The 16,924-nt window shown below is 54.3% G+C and carries 13 protein-coding genes; 4 read left to right on the top strand and 9 right to left on the bottom strand.

Going from position 1 to position 16,924, the window contains the following annotated elements:
- Positions 1-790: 790 nt before the first annotated feature.
- The 7 genes from RBB82_RS16720 to RBB82_RS16690 all read right to left on the bottom strand — a co-directional run bounded on the left by RBB82_RS16720 (position 791) and on the right by RBB82_RS16690 (position 8,951).
- Positions 791-1,744 (bottom strand): D-2-hydroxyacid dehydrogenase family protein, encoded by a 954-nt coding sequence (locus tag RBB82_RS16720; protein WP_433971886.1) that lies wholly within the window; start codon positions 1,742-1,744, stop codon positions 791-793.
- A 92-nt stretch (positions 1,745-1,836) separates the two neighbouring features.
- Complete coding sequence (locus RBB82_RS16715) at positions 1,837-2,547, bottom strand: MaoC family dehydratase (RefSeq protein WP_433971885.1); 711 nt, start codon at positions 2,545-2,547, stop codon at positions 1,837-1,839.
- A 185-nt stretch (positions 2,548-2,732) separates the two neighbouring features.
- The gene (locus RBB82_RS16710) at positions 2,733-4,004 is read right to left on the bottom strand and encodes an NAD(P)/FAD-dependent oxidoreductase (RefSeq protein ID WP_433971884.1); all 1,272 of its coding nucleotides are present in this window, start codon (positions 4,002-4,004) and stop codon (positions 2,733-2,735) included.
- Positions 4,005-4,182: 178 nt separating this feature from the next.
- Positions 4,183-5,130 (bottom strand): 3-hydroxyacyl-CoA dehydrogenase, encoded by a 948-nt coding sequence (locus RBB82_RS16705; RefSeq protein ID WP_433971883.1) that lies wholly within the window; start codon positions 5,128-5,130, stop codon positions 4,183-4,185.
- A 54-nt stretch (positions 5,131-5,184) separates the two neighbouring features.
- Complete coding sequence (locus tag RBB82_RS16700; RefSeq protein WP_433971882.1) at positions 5,185-6,126, bottom strand: 3-hydroxyacyl-CoA dehydrogenase NAD-binding domain-containing protein; 942 nt, start codon at positions 6,124-6,126, stop codon at positions 5,185-5,187.
- A gap of 140 nt (positions 6,127-6,266) precedes the next feature.
- Positions 6,267-7,793 (bottom strand): CoA transferase, encoded by a 1,527-nt coding sequence (locus tag RBB82_RS16695; RefSeq protein ID WP_433971881.1) that lies wholly within the window; start codon positions 7,791-7,793, stop codon positions 6,267-6,269.
- 528 nt (positions 7,794-8,321) lie between these two features.
- Positions 8,322-8,951 carry a TetR/AcrR family transcriptional regulator gene (locus RBB82_RS16690; protein WP_433971880.1) on the bottom strand — a complete coding sequence of 210 codons (630 nt, stop codon included), beginning with the start codon at positions 8,949-8,951 and terminating at the stop codon, positions 8,322-8,324.
- Positions 8,952-9,108: 157 nt separating this feature from the next.
- Here RBB82_RS16690 and RBB82_RS16685 point away from each other — a divergent pair, with 157 nt between their 5' ends.
- The 3 genes from RBB82_RS16685 to RBB82_RS16675 all read left to right on the top strand — a co-directional run bounded on the left by RBB82_RS16685 (position 9,109) and on the right by RBB82_RS16675 (position 11,989).
- The gene (locus RBB82_RS16685; protein WP_433971879.1) at positions 9,109-9,711 is read left to right on the top strand and encodes a TetR/AcrR family transcriptional regulator; all 603 of its coding nucleotides are present in this window, start codon (positions 9,109-9,111) and stop codon (positions 9,709-9,711) included.
- Positions 9,712-9,868: 157 nt separating this feature from the next.
- Positions 9,869-10,786, top strand: coding sequence for an SDR family NAD(P)-dependent oxidoreductase (locus RBB82_RS16680; RefSeq protein ID WP_433971878.1), 918 nt, complete (start codon positions 9,869-9,871; stop codon positions 10,784-10,786).
- An 81-nt stretch (positions 10,787-10,867) separates the two neighbouring features.
- On the top strand, positions 10,868-11,989 hold the full coding sequence (locus tag RBB82_RS16675) for a PAS domain-containing sensor histidine kinase (RefSeq protein WP_433971877.1): 1,122 nt from the start codon (positions 10,868-10,870) through the stop codon (positions 11,987-11,989).
- A 1,278-nt stretch (positions 11,990-13,267) separates the two neighbouring features.
- Here the strand turns inward: RBB82_RS16675 and RBB82_RS16670 are convergent.
- Together RBB82_RS16670 and RBB82_RS16665 are read right to left on the bottom strand one after the other, a co-directional pair.
- Positions 13,268-15,067 carry a GH25 family lysozyme gene (locus RBB82_RS16670; protein ID WP_433971876.1) on the bottom strand — a complete coding sequence of 600 codons (1,800 nt, stop codon included), beginning with the start codon at positions 15,065-15,067 and terminating at the stop codon, positions 13,268-13,270.
- Complete coding sequence (locus RBB82_RS16665; protein WP_433971875.1) at positions 15,064-16,038, bottom strand: glycoside hydrolase family 25 protein; 975 nt, start codon at positions 16,036-16,038, stop codon at positions 15,064-15,066. Before RBB82_RS16665 ends, RBB82_RS16670 begins: the two co-directional genes overlap by 4 nt.
- Before the next feature lie 321 nt (positions 16,039-16,359).
- On the opposite strand from RBB82_RS16665, the gene RBB82_RS16660 reads away from it, so the two are divergent.
- Entirely contained in the window at positions 16,360-16,701 is a 342-nt protein-coding gene (locus RBB82_RS16660) for a HEAT repeat domain-containing protein (RefSeq protein WP_433971874.1), read from the top strand.
- Positions 16,702-16,924: the final 223 nt, after the last annotated feature.

Here is a 16,924-nt window from a genome sequence, read left to right as displayed (position 1 = left end):
GGAGAATCGCACTTGCGCTCAATATGGTAACCATCTCCAACGCGAGGATCACTTCGCGGAAGTCACACGTTGCACTTTCAGACAGCGCCACGCTGTTCGGGTCTGCAGCGTTGATGCTAAAGAGCGAAAGTAGACACTGGCGGTTTAGCGGACCGATTATCCGCCGCGCACTCCGTAATCGAGCATAAGCGAATCCCATTCGAACGTATGCTAGCGAAGGGGCGGAAACGTCTACAATGTCGCAAGTTATTCAAAATAAATAGGATGCGCACTGTACCGTATCTGTACCGGACGAAGGCGGTCGCGTCACTTCCCTGCCCTCAAATCATTGCAAATAAACGGGATACTTGGTGCCGGGAGGGGGAATCGAACCCCCATGGAATTGCTTCCGACGGATTTTGAGTTTCCTAATATCTCTGTAAGTCTATGACAATAGAAGAAATGCTAGCGTAATTAAGCATAGCCCTACGTAGTTGAGCAACCGCAATTTAGAGCAATTTAGCGAAACACGGAAAAGCTGATGAGTGTACCGCTATTGCACCGCAAATGTAACTGTTTAGATTACATATATAGATCATCCTACAAGCCCATCGCTATGAAGCGTTCCGATTCCGGAACATGCCATCTCGTACACTTGGCAGTTAGCCAGCAACGTGGTAATCATCTATCCGGATAAGGAGAGGCTGCTACGGTCCTGTCGCGCGTGAGACCTCTGATTGAGTGATCTGAGCCATTGCTTTGAGACTTTACATCATCGCTTACGCCAAGACCCCAAACCGGCAGAAGTCCTCTAATCTTTACCATCGAGCCATCGAATAATGTTGCTGACTGTGTCCTGGTAGAAGCGCCCGTATAGGTTGCGCGAGACGTAGCCGATATGTGGAGTAGCCAGCAGGTTCGGCAGGCTGCGGAAAGGGTGATCGAGCGGAAGCGGCTCCTGATCGAAGACGTCTATCCCTGCCCCCGCGATCTTGCCGCTTTTGAGCGCATCGAGGAGATCGGCCTCGACAACGATCGGTCCGCGCGACGTGTTCACGAGCCGGGCTGTCGGCTTCATGAGCGCAAACTCCGCCGCCCCCACGAGCCCACGGGTACGGTCACTCAGAACCAGGTGGATACTCACGATATCGGCTCGTCGAAACAAATCGTCCTTTGGTACCTTGACAGCACCGACATCAGCCGCTTGCTCACCGGTGAGGTTTTGGCTCCAGGCTATGACGGTCATGCCGAACGCCTTCCCGATCCGTGCTACCTCGCGACCAATGTTGCCCAAGCCGAGCAGGCCAAGTGTTCGCCCTGCGATTTCGTCACCGACATGACGCTGCCATCCGCCACTGCGTAGTGCGGCATTCTCTTCAATCAGGTTGCGCGAGCTGGCCAGTATCAGCGCCCAGGTCATTTCGATTGTCGGCGCCGAACTGTAGCCAGTATTGAGAGTCTGCACGCCTCGCTCTGCAGCGGCCTCAAGGTCGATCGAGGCATTCCGAAACCCCGTCGAGGCAATCACGCGAAGCTTGGGTAGTCGCTCGATGATCGCGCGCGTCATCGGCGTGCGCTCTCGCATGACACAGACGATCTCGAAGGGCTGAAGGCGCGCGACAACATCATCGGTGCTTTCGAGATGGTCATTGAATACAGTGACCGTCGCTCGTCCGTCGAGCGCTGACCAGTCAGCCATTGAAAGGGCAACGTTCTGATAATCATCGAGGATGGCAATGCGTATCTGTTCAGGCTTGGCTGGCATATATCTCTCCTAGGGGGACCAATTGCGGCCAATTACCTAAAGCAGGCATCATACTCGCCGCACGACGTCACACGGTTTTGCTAGCAATGAGATTAGGCGGGTCGGCGTAGAAGATACTTGTGTTCCCCAGAGAGCACGAGTTCACCGCGCTGGTTATGGACTGTGGCCCTCGTCGTTACCTGGCCGCTATCTCCCTGCGGGGTGAGAGCAACAATCTCAAGAGCAGAATAGAGCGTGTCTCCGGCATGTACTTCCTTAAGAAATTTGCAGGACGCCTCGGTAAACGCGATGAACACGTCTCCGATGTACTGAGGAAACAGCGTTGCCCCGGGAGCCGTGAACGCAAGTACCTGCAAGCCATGCACTACTGGGGCTGTGTGTCCGTGACGCCGTGCATACTCCACGTCGTAGTGAATAGGATGATTGTCAGCCGAAACTGCCTGGAAGGCCGAGGCGTGCGCATCGGTGAGTGTGCGGCTTGGTGCGCGAAAGATTTCGCCAACGCGTAAGTCTTCAAACGTTCGCGCAGGTACAACGGTGAAGTTGCTGGGGTCGAAGGTTTGCGTTGTTCCCGGTATGTCTGTTGTCGAATTCACGTTGTCATCCTTTCCATTGTTGTTCTTCCAAGGCTGGTCTGTCGTTGAGAGTGGCGTTGATGCCAAGCTGTTCTTCGGCAGACTTATGGCTGCTACAACTGCTGCACCACCAAGAATCATCTTGCGGCGGGATAAACAGCTTGATCCCTCATCGGAGTCAGGGGATATACCTGATTCCGGATCATTCATTTGAGTTGATACGTTCATAGAAATTTCCTCCGTTGCGCTCGGCAGTGAAGCTGAGCGTTTGCAGATTGTTTTTCTGGCCTTTATCGCAGAGACCAATTCGGACATGAAGTCTGATTGCCAACCCGTCCGTCCATTGCCTTTGCCCAGGCGGTGTAATTACCTTTTCGATTGACATAAGAAGGTCCTTGGTAACACAACTTGACTCAACTGCCCGACCGCGGCCGGATAATCAGCTGAGCACCGCGCTTGCCACTCAGATAAGTCCACACCCATTGCAGAAAGACACTGAACCTTAGGCTGGTCTCCGTCAGGAATTGAATGTGGATGAGAGCCCACACGAGCCAGGCCATAAAGCCGCTGAGTTGAACGCCTGCGCTTTGTAGCACTGCGAAACTCTTGCCCACAACGGCAAGATTGCCTTTATCGAAATAACGAAATGGTGGCAAGGGAGGATGGCCAATCACCTTGCGGGAGATGGACTTGGCCGCATACTTACCTTGCTGCATCGCAACTTGAGCGACTCCGGGGAGCGGTCGGCCGTCCTGATCGAGTGATGCCGTGTCTCCAACAACAAACACATCCGGATGACCGGGGACTGTAAGGTCTGGTTGAATTCGAACGCGGCCCGCACGGTCAACTGCACACCCGAGCCATTTTCCCGCCGGCGAAGGAGCAACACCCGCCGTCCATACTACCGTCTTTGCGTGAATACGTTCATCTCCAATCACCACGCCATCTCCGTCGATGGCCTGAACCGGCTTTCCGAGACGGACATCGATACCAAGCGACACCATGTGCTGCCTTGCGGCTTCAGACAGCTTCTCCGAAAATGTGCCAAGAGGGCGAGACGCCATATCCGCGAGAACGATGTGGGCTGACTTCGGATCGATTCGACGGAAGTCTTTTCGGAATGTGGTTTCGGTCATGACTGCAATTGCGCTTGCCATCTCGACACCAGTCGGTCCTGCGCCGACCATCACAAAGGTCATCAAGGCCTGGCGTCGATCTTGATCGTCTTCGATCTCAGCTTTCTCAAAGACTTCCAGTAAATGGTTTCGGAGAGATTCAGCATCCGACAGGCTCTTGAGCCCCGGCGCAAACGCAGCGAACTCGTCATGGCCGAAGTAACTGTGAGTCGCCCCAGTCGCAAGAATCAGATAGTCATAGCTGATCCGGATTCCGACCTTGTCGTCGCCATCCACGATCACCTGCTTTGAAGCCGCATCGACGCCGGTCACGTCGCCCAACATCACCGATGTGTTTGCCTGCTCAGCCAGGAGACTTCGGATGGGCGATGCAATCTGACCGGGGGCCAAAACCGAGGTTGCCACCTGATATAGGAGGGGCTGGAAGACGTGATGATTGGAGCGATCGATGAGTAGCACTTCGACCGGAGAGCGTTTTAATCCCTTGGCTGCGGCGAGTCCGCCAAATCCGCCGCCAACAATTACCACAAGAGTAGCTTTCGTTGTCATCTCTTTGCTCTCAGATCTTTAATTTTTGAGACGGTACTTTACTTTGGAACGCCCCAGAGACACAGTCCAGTTAGAAGCGACTAGCCTTTCGAAGATTGTTTCCAGGCTCGTAATGCGTTTCCCGCATTACGAGCCTGAAAGCATGGGATGTCGATTATGGCGAACCCGTGGTTTTCGGTTAATGCTCGGCTGGCAGCTCTACATACGCGATGCCTGTGAGGTTTCCTTGCGCATACGCCAACATCTTCCGGTTTGATCCGTCGATATTGGCGCTGTAGAGCGAGCCGGCGTAATCCGTCATAAACATGCGACCGCCTTTCAGGTCTAAAGCCAGCCCAATGCCTTCCTCTAAATGCGTAAAAAGAATCTCAGGCTCCTTTCGATTCCCTGTTTCAGGATCCATCGGTGCACGATTCACCGTGTTGCCACGCGGCGGGTCCCCGCGGTCGGTCCAATAAAGGGTCCGATTGGCGAGGTCGAGGTCCAGATCGATCGGCTCAGGCAGGTTTTCATAAAGAAGTTCAATGTCAGTGCGATTCGCGGGTGACTGACCTTTCGGGATCTTGATGTTAGCCCGAAAGATTCGACCATCACCGGCGTTGCCTGCCCCTTTCTGGGTCCAGTAAAACTTGCCGCCTTCAGCATCCACGGCGATGCCAACACACCATTTCCTCACCTCTTGCCCAGGGCGTGGATCGCCGTGGCTCGTGTCCACGAGAGTTTCGATCTTCGATCCATCCAGGTTTGCTCGCATCACCCTCATACCTTCGCGATCTGACCAGTAGAGCTTGCCGCTCTTCTTCTCCAGTTTGATCTGCTTGGGCGTGAATGTATCACCTGGAGGAACGACGGCGGTGATGTTTTTGCCATCGAGATCCGAGCGAAGGATGGCGCCATCATTCTCTTTAAAATTGCCCATGTTGGTCCAGTAGATGTGTCCGGCGGGAACGTCGATCACCACTCCGTCCGGCCCTTTTCGACCTTCCTCGATGAGGGTCCTCAAATCAGAACCGTCCGGATTTGCGGTCAACACGCGACCGGCTCCGTTATCCAGGAAGAAGAGCCGCCCGGACAACGTTGACTTACCAGTTCCTGCGTTGACGGGTGTTGAAGTTATCGTATTCATGTACAAATCTCCTTGTTCTGTTTTCAATGTCGTTCAAAAGCGCAGGTCCAAGAATTAGAGACCAGCGTTCGCGCGATTGCTGAGGAGCTCCGTGACGACCTCGTTCTCCTCTGCAGCGAGCTGTTCGACCGAACGATTGCCAGCAATTTTCAGGACGGCGTCGGCGACGGTCTGCTTCAGCTCCGGCGTAATGTTCGGGGTGCCGAGAGCCTTCATCCAGGTCTCCATAGGACCCATGATGTGTTCCATAAAATGCTTAATCCCACCCGCCCCTCCGCCGAGGTGCCACTGGAGGCTTGGTCCCATCACGCCCCATCGAGGCCCGGGCCCGTAGCTCACTGCAACGTCGGCGTCGGCGACGCTCAGTACGCCTTCCTGAATGAGGTAGAGCACTTCCTTGTAGAGTGCCGCCTGCAGCCGGTTGGCGACGTGACCGGGAAGCGCCTTGAACAAACGAATTGGCTTTTTTCCGATCGACGCATAAAACGCCATGGCCCTCTCGATCGTTTCTGGCGACGTTTTGGCTCCGCCCACCACTTCAACCAATGGAATAACGTGAGGCGGATTGAAAGGGTGTCCGATCACACACCGCTCGGGGCGCTTGCACGCGGACTGGATCACATCCATAGTTATGCCCGAAGAACTCGAGGCAATGATCGAGTCAGGAGGCGTGGCATCGTCCATCTCTGCGAATAACTTCGCCTTGAAGTCAGGGCGTTCGGGTCCGTTTTCCTGAACAAAGTCCGCTTTGGCGAGCGCCTGAGCCATGCTTGGCGCGAAGCTCAACCGGTCACGCGAAGCACTGGGAGACAGTCCGTTTTTGCTGAGTATCTTCCAGGCTTCGTCAACATACTTGCGAAGACTAGCCTCTGCATTCGGCGCGGGGTCGGTTGCAACTACGCTGAATCCGCGGGACAGGTAATAAGCCGCCCAGCTTGCACCGATGACTCCTGTGCCGACTATAGCTACATTTTGGATCTCTTCGATTTTTGCCATGATACTTCTCCTTGTTGTTTGAACTTCGCCACGAAGCCGCAGGAATTGACATTGCGTTCCCTTGACCGCCTACCATCGCCTCAACGCGCTCTTGTCAAATCCGACTGGAGGCAGTCCGAAATGAGACACACGTATCCGAATCAACTCCGCCACTCAGGTTTGTTCGATCCACGCGGAACGAGCACGGTCCGAAACGATCCAGGCGACTTGGACAGGTAGACCTGCTCGTCGAGCCCTTGGTATGTGCCAAGTGGAGTCTCTGCGGTGAACAGATCCGGGGCGATATTGGTGCGTTCTTCCGTGGAGCCGGCAGCCGTTTGGGCGTAGGTCTTGTCGAAGATGCCGAGCGAGAGCTGCCAGAGCACAGTGCGAGTGAGGGAGACAACAACCTTATAGCTTCCTCCCTCCACGGCGCGCCTGCGCAACGCTGCGAGAATGCCCACAGTGCCGAGCCACCCCACAACGTTGTCGCAGATGGGCTTAATAGGCGGCTGCTTCGGACTGGCGAGAGTCCCTTCGGCAGCAAAGATACCCGCCACCGTTGCACCAGTCTCATCAAAGCCAGGCCGGTTCGACCACGGCCCGGTTTCTCCGTGAAGAACGATGCTGGCGTGGATCAGTCCTGGCTTTTTCGCACACAATTCTTCCGCATCCAGCCCGTTGGACTTCGAATATCCAGGGCGTTTGTTAATGAAGAAGATGTCGGCATCCTTGAGCAAGGTATCGAACTTGGCGCGATCTTCCTTAGAGGAGTCCAGAATGGTAGAGCGCATGCCAACCTGAACGTCCCAGAAGAAGGCCTCTACTTCGGCGTTGTCAGGCCTCCAGATATTCAGGACATCGGCGCCATAGAAGGCCAAATCTCGTCCCATTCCAGCGCCCGCAATCACATGCCCCATTCCGAAAGCCCGAATGCCGTCAAGTGGTGCTTTGGCGTCTGGCTTGAATGGAACAGGCTCGCTTTCACCGATCTTCTCGACCGAGATTAGGGGCATCTTCGCAAGCACTTCGGTGTACTGCAGCTCCTTGCTGAACTCTTCAAAAGTACGAACTTTGCCAAGGATCAAACCCTCTTCCGCTGCAGCGACCTCAAGGTCATCTGCGCGCCACTGCAGAACGGAATTCTGAAGTGATTCGAGGCTGTCGCTGCAACGGAAGAAGTTGAGTGCGCGTTGATGCGCTTTAGGATAGAAACTCAGACACGTGATATGCCGGCCATCACGTGTCTCACGGAAGAGGGGAAACTTTAAGAAGGGACTATTTTCAAAAACTCCCATTGCGGGAGAGCGCCCGTTTATGGTCTCCCAGATCCCATCGAAGAAGCCACTGAAGCGTCGATATGCCTTACGGATGTCGACATGAATGTCCTGGCCCTGTCCGGTTCGGTCTCTCCACACCGCCGCCGCCGCAATGGTTTTGGCGGCAAGCCCTATACCTGCCGTCGTTGCAAACCGGATCCGGCTCGGAATGATCGGGTCCTGGCCATAGAAAGTTAGTTGCCCACCGCTGTCCGCGGCTGACATTCCGACATCTGCAAGCACTTGATTCACTCCCTCATGCAAATCAAAATCTGAGGAGGTGGAGGGATTGTTTAGTTTGTCGACGATAGTCTCAGTTAGATGAGTTGGGGTCTGGGTTTCTTCCTTAATCGCGGATACAGATGGCATTTGTAGACTCCTGGATGTTGTGAGTGCAACGTGTTTTTCTGAGACGCTGCGCCATGAGTTCAACGTAGCTCCATAACCCGAGGGCACCCTCGGCTTTACGAATAAGACAATATGCCAAGTAGCACCCTTGATCTATTACATGTTTATGTTGAGCTGATGGCGGAGATTTGCGGGTATGAGCGGTTCAAGACAACGGCTCTTTGTACTGAAGCGCGTCCGGGCCCGCCGGAAGAAAGAGCATCGCCGATCCAGGGCGGACTAGCGTTCGGCTCCCATTCTGGTTGCCCAAGTGCTTCGTCAGAGTCTTATCGTGCGCATCGCCCCGATCGAAACGGCCAAGATGGATCTCTGTCACTGATGATGTTTTGTCGTAGAGGCTATTCTGGTCTGCCCCATTCGGTATGAGCCACGCAGCAAAACAGGTCCTTGTCCGCCAGCAAGCTGACTTTAAGTCGTGTGCCAACTTTTCCGAGTTTCCCCTACGGCGAGCGCCTTAAAGCTCATGGTGCGGTCGAGAAACGGCCTGCCTTACCGTGACCTCTCTTTTGAAGACCGCTCGTCCTCGGACAAAATGCTTCCCAGGTAGTGAGTAAGGGCCTTCTTATATTCTGCGATGATGAGAGGCTTCTCCCTCGGACCTGCTTCTCCGTAGAGCGTTGTCATGCCTTTGACCATCTGGAGAGTGATGTTTGCGGCCAACATAGCCTTTACGCTGGTGAGCGATGGGTCCTTCGCTCTAAAGGCATTCGCGATGGCAACGCGCAAAGCCCTGCGCGCAGCGGGATCACGAGAAAACTGGATCGGCGCGGCCAGTAGCTGCAGATATGCGGGACGTTCCCTTAGGAATTCGATAACGCGTTCAAGGAACGTTTCCGCAAATGCGGTGTGGGACAGTGTCTCCGCCTGTTCCATCAAAGGCTTCCAATAAGCCTCGAGTTTCTGTGCGTATTGGTTCAAAAGAGCGAAGGCCATGGATTGCTTGTCTGGGAAATAGTGATAAAGCGTGCCAATCCCTGAACCGCTACGCTCAGCGATAGCAGTCATGGTTGTGGCCTCATAGCCGATCTCTGCAAAGAGCACCGCTGCAACATCTAGAAAATTCGCAAGCCGCCGTGTTGCACGCTCCTGCTGCGGCTCCACTCGGGCAGAATTTGACACAGTCGAGAGCATTCTCGCATTTTATGCGAATGAAGCCTGGGGTGCTGTCGCTTTCTGGAACCGCAATCTCCCCTTCGGCTCACATCTGCTCGAGATTTCGTCCCTAAATGCTAACACCGCACTTGACTAATTTGAACATTTTAGTCAATATGGTCAAATGAAGAATCAACCTAAATCCCAGCTAGCCAGGCCGGACAAGAAAGAATTGATCTTGAATGCGGCTATCCTGGTTTTCGGCAAGTCGGGATTTAAGAAGACCTCAATCGAAGATCTGGCTGACGCCGCGGATATTTCGAAGCAGGGACTCTATCTCCATTTCTCAAGCAAAGAGGAGATATTCCGGGCTGCGAATCAGAAATACCTGGAGGACGGCCTGAACCTGGTTCGACAAGAATTGGGCAAGGCTGACACTGCGCTCGTTCAGCGGCTTATGGGCGCGATGGACGCATGGTTCGGACGTCATCTGGTGACGTTCACCCCGCGATCGTTCGATGTCATCGAAGCAGGAGAGCGCTTGTCCGGAAGTCAGATCGAGGAATTCAAGGTTGCCTTCAAGGAAAAGCTTGCGGAGACAATAGCCCGTTCATCTGAGTTCAAGAATGCCAGAAATGTTTGCACGCCCGAAGAAATCTCAGAAGTACTCTTCCTGTTTGGGCTCACCTGGAAAGAGGGGAATCCCTCTCGGGCAGATTTTATGAAGAAGGTAAACACCTGCATACGCGCGTGTTGCCAGATCAAAACAACAAGGAGTCGGAGGTGAGCACGATTCGTAAAAACCACGAAGGTGTTCCAGAGGAAGTCGATGAAGGCGCGTTCAGCTGCTCGAGTTTTACTGATTTCTTTTCTCGCATAAACTCTCGGCAGATTGCTTTGCAGGCTATAGAACTTCAACCACGAACCGCAGAATTGGATAACACATGCCTCAAATTAAAACGACATTCGGTTTTCACTCTACCGCTGAAGAGGTGGTGAATGGTATCAATCTTTCCGAAACCCGTGTCATCGTAACGGGAGGGTCGTCCGGTATCGGAATCGAGACCGCCAGGACGTTGGCTCTCACTGGCGCAGAAGTGACTTTGGCTGTCAGGAACGTTGAAGCCGGCAATATCGTGGCAGCGAATATCAAAGAAACAACCGGTAATCCGAAGATCGCTGTTGCCCATCTTGATTTGTCTGATCTCGCGTCTGTGAGAGCGTTTGTTGGTGCGTGGAGGGGTCCCCTTCACATTCTGATTAACAACGCAGGGATCATGGCACTCCCGGAACTGGTGCGAACGCGGGAGGGATACGAGGGGCAGTTTGCCACAAACTTCCTGGGACATTTCGCTTTGACCGTCGGACTACATCGTTTCTTGGCAACCGCAAACGGTGCGCGTGTCGTGTCGCTGAGTTCAAGCGCAAATATGATTTCACCGGTCATCTTCGATGACTTGCACTTCAACTTTCTTCCTTATCAGCCGTTTGTTGCCTATGGACAATCGAAGACGGCGAACGTTTTGTTCGCGGTGGAGGCTACGCGCCGCTGGATGGAGGACGGAATTTTTGTAAATGCCGTCAACCCGGGCGCTATCGCAACAAACCTTCAGAAGCATACAGGCGGCTTGAAGACTCCGCCTGAACGACGGAAGTCAATTCAACAGGGTGCGGCGACATCGGTGCTGGTGGCGGTATCTCCTCTCCTTGCCGGCATAGGCGGGTGTTATTTCGAGGATTGTAACGAGGCAAGTACCGTTAGCCAACGCCCGTCGGACTTTAGCGGAGGCGTCGCTCCTTATGCTTTGAATCCTGATAATGCTGCACGTCTCTGGGCGATTGCACAAACTCTCATTTCGTAGATATGAATGCTCGCTTAATCCCACCGCATCCGATCGACGTCGTAAACGGCGGAGAAATTCCGAGCAGCGTGGATTCCGGTCATGAAGAAGACTGAAACTGCTCTTCAGATGCGAGAGCATGAACTCCTTGGCATTATCGAAACGATTCCTGCAATGCTTTGGTCAACGTCGCCGGCCGGAGAACCAACGCATCTCTCTCAGAGATTTCTTGAATATCGTGGAACGTCCTTCGAAGAATTCGTTAATCGCGGGTGGGAGGGACTTCATCCTGATGATCGAGAGGAGAGCGCGAAGGCATTCTTCCGGGCAATCGAAACTGGAGAGTCTTACAACGTGATTCACCGCTATCGACGTGCAGATGGAGAGTACCGATGGCATCATTCCATGGGCGAACCGTTACGTGATCCCCACGGCAAGATCATTCAGTGGTATGGTCTCTCGATCGACATCGATGAGCGTAAACGGGCAGAAAACCATCTTAGGGATACGCGCAACAAGCTCAGCACAGCGTCGAAAATCGCAACCGTAGCTGAGCTCTCAGCATCGATCGCTCATGAACTTAATCAGCCGCTTATGGCTGTGCTTGGAAATGCTCAAGCCGCGAAGCGTTGGTTGGCAGCCAATCCGCCAGATCTAATCGAAACAAACGCCTCGATTGGGCGAATATTGAGAGATCTTCGTTTAGCTGATGAGACCATGCAGCGCATTCGCGCTCTTTTTAGGAGCGGACCATACAAGAAGCGTGACGAGAGTGTTCTGGACATCATTCGGGAGTCCATACGTTTTGTCCATGAAGACCCCAAAAAGCGCCAGGTTCAAGTTGACTGGTCCATCGAAAGTAGCCTGCCGCCAATTTGGGTCGACCGTATTCAAATCCAGCAGCTGTTTATCAACCTGGTTTCGAATGCGATTGAAGCGACCGACGGGAGTGCAAATGCGGCCAGGATTCTGCTGAAGTCCTTTGTTACACAGGAGCACGAGGTCGTTGTCCAGGTCATCGATAATGGCACCGGACTCCAAGATACCGAAAAGATATTCGATGCCTTTGTGACAACCAAGGAAAAGGGCATGGGCATAGGCCTGGCCGTCTCAAGATCTATCGTCGAAGCCCACGGCGGGCGGCTCTGGGCGGAGAACAATCCTGATGGCGGCGCAACTTTCAATGTCGCCTTGCCCGTGTCGTCAAAACGCGAGGTCCATTAATCCGCGCTCAACGATCTCCGATCTTGAGTTCACAGGAAACGTACCGGCGAGCCGCTGTTCACAATGGTGAGCAGCCTTCCACGCCGCCCGGCGGACCTTATTGGACGGCAGCCCAGCTAGCGTTGTTCGTCCAGTGGCAGAAGGACGGATACCTGCCATAAGCCTTGGTCCCTGCAAGGGAGGCTCACCCTATCTAGATTCAAACCTCTGATATGGCGATCCAAGCTAGACCTGCCTGCGTCGTTGAAGCCTGGCAGCTATATCGCAAATCGGGAGATAGAAGCCCTGCGAAGACCAGGTTGCCCGCAGAGAGTCACCGCTGAGAGCTCCGGCGGCTTCCCAAACCGTCGCTCGAGGCTAGTCCACCGCGGAGGTGTTGTCAGGCGAGTGCCCTCTTTTAGCGGACCGATTATCTGCCACGCAAACGCTAATTTAGCGTAAGCGGGTGCCAGCCAAACGTAGTCTAGCGAATGGGCGGAAACGCACCACATACCCCAAGTTATTCAAAATAAAAAGGATGCGCACTGTACCGTATTTGTACCGGGACGAACTCGGGTCGGCCTCTTCCATGCTCGCAAATCATTGCAAACAAATGGGATACTTGGTGCCGGGAGGGGGAATCGAACCCCCATGGAATTGCTTCCGACGGATTTTGAGTCCGCTGCGTCTGCCAGTTCCGCCAATATTATGAATTAGTTATACCAACACAACAGCTGAATGTGTAAGTTTATGTGTAAATTTTACCTAGAGTAAGTAAGTGAATACACGAGGGAGGATTTCATGTGGTTAACTTCTCGAGTAGGCGCTTTGGGGAATCGAACAGTTCTCGGCCAGAGCTACGTTTGGGATTTCCTATAACCCCGGCGGTCTCAATGGGTCGACCAACACTCCCACATTCGTTGAAACAAAAGCTAAATGCGCTGGCCAGGGTTAGATCACCCGGAACGGTTTGGCCACAATCAGCCAAACAGATCGATTCTTCAAGGTAAGCATTTGTGGATCAGCTGATTAGATACTGTTGCATCGACCGGTTGAGACCGCCCTGTTTTCAAGGAACTTCGTTTCCGACTGGGCAACGCTTTCTGTCCAGAAACCGAATTAGAACGCCAGGCTTGGCAGACCGATTTCCCGTCAGGCCCCAAGGCGCCAGGCCGTGCCCCCTCGGTGGCCGAGCGGTAAAACTGCTGCAATAGGTAAGCTGCCGCTCTATTTTAGCCCTGCACTTGAAGTACGCGAATTCAGGGAGGGGTCAAGTTCGGTTCCTCAGGTTCACCAAGATCAGTGGTGGCCTTTCAAGAAAAGCGCAAATGCCTTCTGGTCGCCCGCGAAGACATCCACATCCGTGGGTCCTGTCACGCCGGAGATCACGCCTCTGTCGCTGTATTGCCATATCGTCCAAATCAAATCTCTTGGCCTACCTGCTTCGTTCGAACCGTGGCTGTAATCGGCGGTCCAGCGTGGATAAGCGTCGAACCGTGTGTCGAGCAAATTGCGGGACACACTGGGCAGGAAGATGATCGGCGCGCGCCCGTATGCGACTGTCAAGCGCTGCAAGACCCGAAGCACATTATTCCTAGTCAGAGTTATGTCAGCATTGGCGCACTTCATCTGCATGCGGAACGAAGACGGCGTATTAATGCCGCTGCCTTCGAACCATTCAAGGTCGAGGGCTATCGGCAGCATGTCCGTCCCGTACGGTACGATCCTCAGCAAGTTCTCTACCTCCAAGTCGGGATTCTGGCAGAAGTCGTAGGTCAGATAGACGCCGTGCGGCAGTGAGGCGATGTGGAGCGCGTCGAGATTTCGTTGGAGCATCGGATCGATCAGAGTAGTGCCCTGCGTTGCCTTGACGTAGGCAAAATCGATGCCACTCGCCGCAACCTTTTGCCAATCGACTTGGCCCGAATAATGGCTGACGTCGATCCCACGCACCACATACGAATGGAGCTGCGTCTGTGTCTTCTGGCCTTGCCCTGAAAATTCGCGCGGATCGATCTTGGGGGCGATCTCGGCGATGGGCACGGCCTTGGTTGTTGGCGTGTTAGCAAGAAAGAAGAATGCGCCCGTCGACGCACTGTCGGGCATCACCGATCCTTCCCATGGCGGTGAGAGTGCGGCAGGGTTCACCTCTGCTTTGATGACTCCGGCTTGCACGTCGAGAATTACTCGCGTCGCCTCGGCGAAGGCCTGACCCTGTGTGACAACGCCACCATAATTGATTAAAGATTTGGGGTTATTCGGATCGACGACTTGGACGGGAAAGCTGTTGGCAGTCCCGTTTTCGATGCCGTCGATCAGCGCCTGGAAGAAGACGCTGCCTCCTTTATCAATCGTCCACGTGAGGCTGCCTTTGCTGCCCGCAGTGATAACGTAAGCGCCTTTGTCGTGATAATCGTTGGGGTTTCCGCCGACGAAGCCAACGCCGAAAATATCGCCGCCGTAGCAAGCGTCGATTAAACCCAGTGTCTGCCAACTTGCCGCTGCTGCGGTCTGCAGATCGCCTTGAAGCGCTCTCAAGCGATAGAGGCCGCGAACGTCACTTGTCGTCTGCGCACTCGACAGTGCCAGCGCTGATCCGGCACCATCTGGGACCCCATGCCCAGAGAAGGCAAACAGCACACGTGCGCGGCCCTCGAATGCGTTAGCCTCGGTGACAACATACTTGCTTAAAAAGTAGCTGATCGTTTCCTGGGTCGCCGCCTCGTCCTCGAGAACGATGATTTCATCGAACTGCTGGTTGACGAGGAAGGTTTTCAGTCGCTCGACGTCAGCATGGGCGGCGGGCAGCGATCCCTTCTCGAAGCTGCTGCTATATTTACTGACTCCGACGACCAGAGCGATGCTGCGGATTTGCGACGCATTGTGGCCGAACGCGGCAAGAATGCGCGCATCTTTAGTGTCGCTGTCTCGGGGTGCGAAGTGGACAAAGAACTTGCAGCGCGCTTCCCTGTCGACAAACGCGCCGTTGGAGCACCGCACGTCGTCCTCGGCATAGGCTGCCCGAGTGCTCACCGCGCCCGTAATCAAGATGAGACTGCACAGGAGAACAAACGCCCCCAAACCGTTGCGGGTGCTCATGAGCCTGATATCTGCATGAGGTCAGCGAACTCTGCGTCAGTGCCCTTGAAGATCGAGGCATCGAGCGGCTTAGGTGCTCCGATGCTCAGCTTCGACGCTGCAGTGAATTGCCACAGCACCCAAGCAAAGCCGGCCGGCCGCGACGGTTGCTCGATTGCGCGGCGCGTTTCCGAATAATCCGCGATCCACAAACGATAGGGCTTGAGACGAGCGAGCTGCGCTGCCGTGAAGTTATGCTCTCTCAGCCAAGCGTTGCTCGTATATATTATTGGATTTTTGCCCGATTGTTTGGCGACATATGTGAGCCAATCGATTGCATCATCAACGATGGCATCATTTTTCGTTCCGACCCAGCGGTCAGGATTGGTCGGCGTCTTGTCCCATTCAAGATCAAGCACGGACGGCAGCTCGGCCTTGTCAAAGCCGCCTAATTGCGCGCGGAGTCGAACATAGCTCAGCGCTTGATCATGGCTCGGCTTGGTCGCGGTAAGGAAGTGATACGCGCCGCGCAGCGGCCTCGATTTCGATGTCAGGGCGCCCAGCGCCGACCAATATTCGGCGAACCGGCAGTCGCGAAAATTCACGTCCTGCGTCGCTTTGACATACACGAACCGGATGCGCTGGCCGGTGAGCGTCGAAAAGTCGATCTCCTTACGCGGATCGAGTTGGGCCTTGCATTGTGGATCCACTGACGACCAGTGGCTGACATCGATACCGAAGATCGCATTGGCGCGGGGTTTGCCACCGTCATTGGCGGCATTCTTGGGAAACTCAAATGGACCGTTCAGTGCCTTGGACCGATCCGCGTACAGCAACGGCGCAGCCGTCGCCACCAAATGTTCCTCAAAAAGCTGACCGCGCGAATAGTCCTCGGTGTTTCTCCATTCGGTCGGTTCCGGGCGAGCCCGTGTCGCGGCTGTCGATCCCGCCAGTAGTGTTACGCACATGGCAACGAGCGTTCTGCTTTTCATCGGACCCCTCTAGCTCCCGGCAGCATAGTGCAACCGACCGTTCAGACGGTGAAAAGTGACCAATAAGACGACGCTGCGCGACTACGAAACTCGCACATATTGTTGCATGGCGCGTACCGAAGCGCTAGGAATTGATTGGACTTGCTTGAGTCTCATAAGCCACGCGTACGCCTGCTAACTCCGGTGACGCGATCAATACCGGCACGACCGCACCCATTGCGACCGTAGCCATTTTGGAGGTTCCAAAATTGAATGTTCGTAGATCCGCTAGGCAGGGGACGGCGAGTTGACCCTGCGCGTACATCTGAGAAAAATCATTCCATGAAAAAGTCATTTTTCGACGCGAAGTTGTTGGAAGACTTCAGGGCAGCGGCAGTGGACTACGGAGAGGCTCTTGAAACAGGCACCCACAAGGGGCCAATCATGCGGCCCGTCTTGATGGGGAAGAAAAGATCGTTGCGCAGGGAAATCACTATTAGCCTTTTCCTAAGAATGCTGCAGGACGAGAACCCGTGGGTAAAATATGCAGCGGCGGCTAGCACGCTCGATATTGAGCCACAGCGTGCCTATCAAGTGCTGACTGAACTACAAAAGCACCCCCAAGCGATTGGGGGCGGCAGCGTTTACTGTCATTCGTATGTGGGAGAGTGTGTCCAGGCCTAGGCCGCGCATGACATCCTGATCTACTGTTCCACGGAACGCATCCGACAACTGCGCGTGGTCCGTTCCCAGGTATAACCTGCAATTGCTTCGACTTCAACTCAGGAAGTTCAGCATTAGAATGCTACTACAAACGAGCCTGAAGGCGATCGCGATGGCCGGTCTCTTGATGTCATCCATCTCAAACGAGGCATGCGAGCCCAACCTTCTCAACTGGAAACAACGA

It is taken from the genome of Tunturiibacter lichenicola (genome assembly GCF_051013355.1).
Taxonomy (GTDB): Bacteria; Acidobacteriota; Terriglobia; order Terriglobales; family Acidobacteriaceae; genus Edaphobacter; species Edaphobacter lichenicola_F.
The sequence above is the reverse complement of the archived record's forward strand: the minus strand, read 5'-3'. Positions and strand labels throughout refer to the sequence as shown.